A 3,930-nucleotide genomic window follows, 5' to 3' on the forward strand; every position below is an offset into this window, starting at 1 on the left:
AGGTGTGCGGAGCACCCGGTGCTCTCATTACCGAGTCATGGCATCGTACCCGTTGTGAATCTCACAATGAGACGCTGCCCACCTGGCCAACTTCTGCGCGGTGAGGCACAGACGCTTTGCTGGGCCAATCAGGTGCCAAGCTACAAGAGTTTCAGCCAGAAGTCGAAGTCGTAGGCTTTCGCGTGGCTACACACTAGCTGGTAGCGAAACAGTAAGGCCGAGACCAACCCTCTCGGGGATAAATACGATTTTCGCATATTCTTTTTTCGCATGGAAGCTCATGGGCCTTGGTTGCCCATGCAGAAGACTCTTTACACACGCGAATACCAGCACCTGCTCAAGTTGCTGCAAGCCAGACGAACCTTGGCCAAGGTCAGTCAGGCGGAACTCGCTCGGCGCTTGGATTGGACGCAAGCCGATATCAGCAAGTGCGAGACTGGGGTACGTCGACTGGATGTGATCGAACTCAAGCTTTGGCTTGAGGCACTAGGTGTCAGCCTGGTTGGGTTTATTGAGGAGCTCTATGGGCCCCCTGCCGAGTCCTAAGCACTCGCCTAGTGTGCTCATTCAAATCAAGGTGTTTTTGCCTGCGGTCTGGAGAATCGATGGCTTGAATCTGCCAAATCTCATGCCTAGTAATACTGTCGGATATAGCTGTAGGATTTCTCGAACAGTTCCTCATCCGCATGCAATTTATATTTGAAGAGCGCCTTGCGTAACGCCTTCTTCACCTCCCGCTCACCCGCCTGCGTGCCTTGCCAACCGGGGAAGCGCACCAACCGTACAATTTCATCAATATCGGCAACCACACGCTCGACCATGATGGGCGTCTCGCCGGTCTTCACCTCGTTGAAAAGCTCGGTTAACGCGGCCTTGCCACGGTCTTCATCTTCATCGGGTGGCACTTCTTTTTCTGCCTGCAGCGTTTCCTTGGCAATCTCCAGCAACTGTTTTAAGAATTCGACACTGTTGACCTGGCCCGACTCAAACCGGTCCTTCAACGCATCCAGCCGCTCCGACAGCTTTTTGAATTTCGTATTGCCCAGGTGTTTGCGCATCCGGCGAACCAGTTTGATCTCGATTTCTTTGGCGCTTTTAGGGTCTGGGTTCGACAGCACGGCTTCCAACAGATCAGCATCCAGCACGAGGGTGTCCAGGTCGTCACGCACAGTATCGACATGCACGTTCTGATGGATGAGTTCGATGGTCTTGGCGCCCAGCGAATGCCAGATCAGTTTGCCGTGGCCGCCAGAAGGCTGCACTGACTGGTACACCTGCGAAAGCCATTTGTAGTCTTTCTCGTGCGGGCTCAGCACGGCGTCGGGCGACAAGGCTTCCCATATCTTGCTCAGCACGCTGTATTCGGCGGCAAAGTTGTCGCGAACGGTGTTGTTGGGCAGGCACTGCTGCGCTGCAATCAAACCCTCATAGCCAGTCTGCGTGCGGTCAACCCCGGTGAAAAACGCCAGGCATTTCTGCATGGCCTCGGGCAACTTGTCCTTGAGTTCCTGAATATTGCTCACCACCTGCTTGACGCTCTGGTCGTCAAACTCCAGCGCCGCGGCCACATCGTCAAAGATGCCGAGGTAGTCCACGATCAGCCCGTGCGTTTTCTGTTCGGAATAGGTGCGATTGACCCGGCAGATGGCCTGCAGCAAGGTGTGGTCCCGCAGGGGCTTGTCCAGGTACATCGCCTGCAGAATGGGCGCATCAAAGCCGGTCAGCAGCTTGGCGGTGACGATGATCAGCTTCAGCGGGTCGGCAGGGTCGCGAAAGCGATCCAGCAAGCGCTCTTCCGCATCACGGCTGCGGTCATAGGCGGCGTATTCGGGGTGCTCTTTCTTATCTGCGGCCTGCACCGACATCACAATGTCGGTCGCCTCTGGCGGCAGCAGCTTATCCAGTTCGGCTTTGTAGAGAAGGCAAGACTCCCGGTCAAAGGTGACGATCTGGCCCTTAAAACCGTTGGGGTCCACCTTGGTCTGAAAGTGCTGCACGATGTCCTCGCACACACGGCGCACGCGCTCCGGCGTTTTGACCAGCACCGCCATCTTGGCTGCCGTCTTGGCCAGGTTGTCTTTATCGAGGTCTGACAGCCCACCGGTCAGGTCTTTGAACGCCGTCTCGATCGCCGCCTTGTCAATGTGCAGGTCGATCAGCCGGGGCTCGAAATGCAGCTTCAGCGTCGCACCGTCGCGAATCGACTCCTCAAAACCATAGCGGCTCATGTAGCCCATGGCGTCTTCCTCCGCACCGAATGCGTAGAAGGTATTGCGGTCCGAGCGGTTGATAGGCGTGCCGGTCAGACCAAACAAGAAGGCATTGGGCAGTGCCTCACGCATCTTGCGGCCCAAGTCGCCCTCCTGCGTGCGGTGGGCTTCATCCACCAGCGCGATGATGTTGCTACGGTCGTTGAGGCAACCCGTGGCCTCGCCAAACTTGAAAATCGTGGTGATGATGATCTTGCGAACATCCTGCCCCAGCAACTGTTGCAACTTCTCGCGGGTGTCGGCCTTTTCCAGATTGGGGATGTCGGCCCCGGTGAAGGTGCCGGTGATCTGGCTGTCCAGGTCAATGCGGTCCACCACAATCACCACGGTCGGGTTCTTCAGATGTGGGTGCATGCGCAGCTTCTGCGCTGCAAACACCATGAGCAGGGATTTGCCCGAACCCTGAAAGTGCCAGATCAACCCCTTCTTGGGATAGCCCGCTACCACGCGCTGCACTAGTTTGTTGGCAGCTTCGTATTGCTGGTAGCGGCAGATCACTTTGATGCGGCGCTTTTTCTTGTCCGTAGCGAACAGGGTGAAGCTGCCCAAAATGTCCAGCACCACATGCGGGCGCAGCATGCTTTCAGCCGAGAGCTTGAGCGTTTTCAGCGGGTGGTGCTGGGCTGTTTCACCAGTGTTCTCACTATCCAGATGCCACGGCCCCCAGTCCTTAACTGGCAGGCCGATGGAGCCGTAGTGGTATTCCTTGCCCTCTGTGGCCACCGAGAACACATTGCAGACAAACAGCTCCGGCACGAACTTTTCATAGTCGTCATGTACCTGCACCGCGCCATCCACCCAGCTAATGCACTTTTTGACTGGCGTTTTTGCCTCGATCAACACCAGGGGCAAGCCGTTGACCAGCAGCACCATGTCTGCGCGGCGCTCAGTGGGGCCTGCGCGGTAGGTGAATTGTTGGGTAACCACGTATTGGTTTTGCGACAGGTCGTCCAGATCGATCAGCCGCACCGGCACGTGCTGGTTGTTGTTGCCAAAGGGCATGGAGCGCTCGCCACGCATCCAGGCAGTCATCTCTTCGTTGGCGCGAATCAGGCCGTCCGAGCGCACCGACAGCACAATCGCGCGCAGCTTGTAGAGCACTTCGTCAGCGCGGTCGGGCTGGGCAGCAATCTCCGGGTTCAGGCGAATCAGGGCGTTGCGCAACCACGATTCCACTAGGACCTCTTGAATCTGGCGTGGTACGTCGGCAGGGGCGGCATAAAGCCAGCCGATACCTTTGGGATTAGTGCCATAACTGGCAACTGGCTCCTGGACAGTGTTAGCAGGCACGGCTTTGACCGGACCTGCGAGCAGGTCGCGGAAATAGGCTTCGACCGTATTTGACTCGTTAAAATTACTCACCGTAAGCGCCTCCCAACGTTTTCGAGTTCAATCGCTTTGAAAACTCTCCTTGCTTTTGTCTTTTCAAAATCACAGATTCGAGCGCCTGTCTGCTCTGCCGAAGTTCGTGAGCAATTTCAAATTGAACTTGCAGCGGGGGAACTGGAATCGGCATTTCCCTAACCACCGTAGAGTTCAATGTATTCAGCCCGCTCGTGCTCTTGCCACGCGCGCGGAAGTAGGATCTACCAGCGGGGGAGTTCACATACTCCAAAACGTAATAGGGATCGACATCCTTGCCGCATCTAATTCGTATTAG

The 3,930-nt window shown here is 56.3% G+C and carries 3 protein-coding genes; 1 reads left to right on the forward strand and 2 read right to left on the reverse strand.

The window, feature by feature from the left end; translation table 11 throughout:
* Window positions 1–297: 297 nt before the first annotated feature.
* A complete protein-coding gene (locus tag N4G42_RS25185; protein ID WP_260669138.1) occupies window positions 298–546 on the forward strand; it encodes a helix-turn-helix domain-containing protein in 249 nt (82 codons plus the stop codon).
* 86 nt (window positions 547–632) lie between these two features.
* On the opposite strand, the gene N4G42_RS25190 is transcribed toward N4G42_RS25185, so the two are convergent.
* Together N4G42_RS25190 and N4G42_RS25195 are read right to left on the reverse strand one after the other, a co-directional pair.
* Complete coding sequence (locus N4G42_RS25190; RefSeq protein WP_260669139.1) at window positions 633–3,632, reverse strand: type I restriction endonuclease subunit R; 3,000 nt, start codon at window positions 3,630–3,632, stop codon at window positions 633–635.
* Window positions 3,625–3,930 (reverse strand): hypothetical protein (locus N4G42_RS25195; protein ID WP_260669140.1); only part of this gene is annotated, 306 nt, incomplete at its 5' end. The genes N4G42_RS25190 and N4G42_RS25195, both read right to left, overlap by 8 nt.

It is taken from the genome of Acidovorax sp. K2F (assembly GCF_025246485.1).
Classification (GTDB): Bacteria; Pseudomonadota; Gammaproteobacteria; order Burkholderiales; family Burkholderiaceae_C; genus Acidovorax; species Acidovorax delafieldii.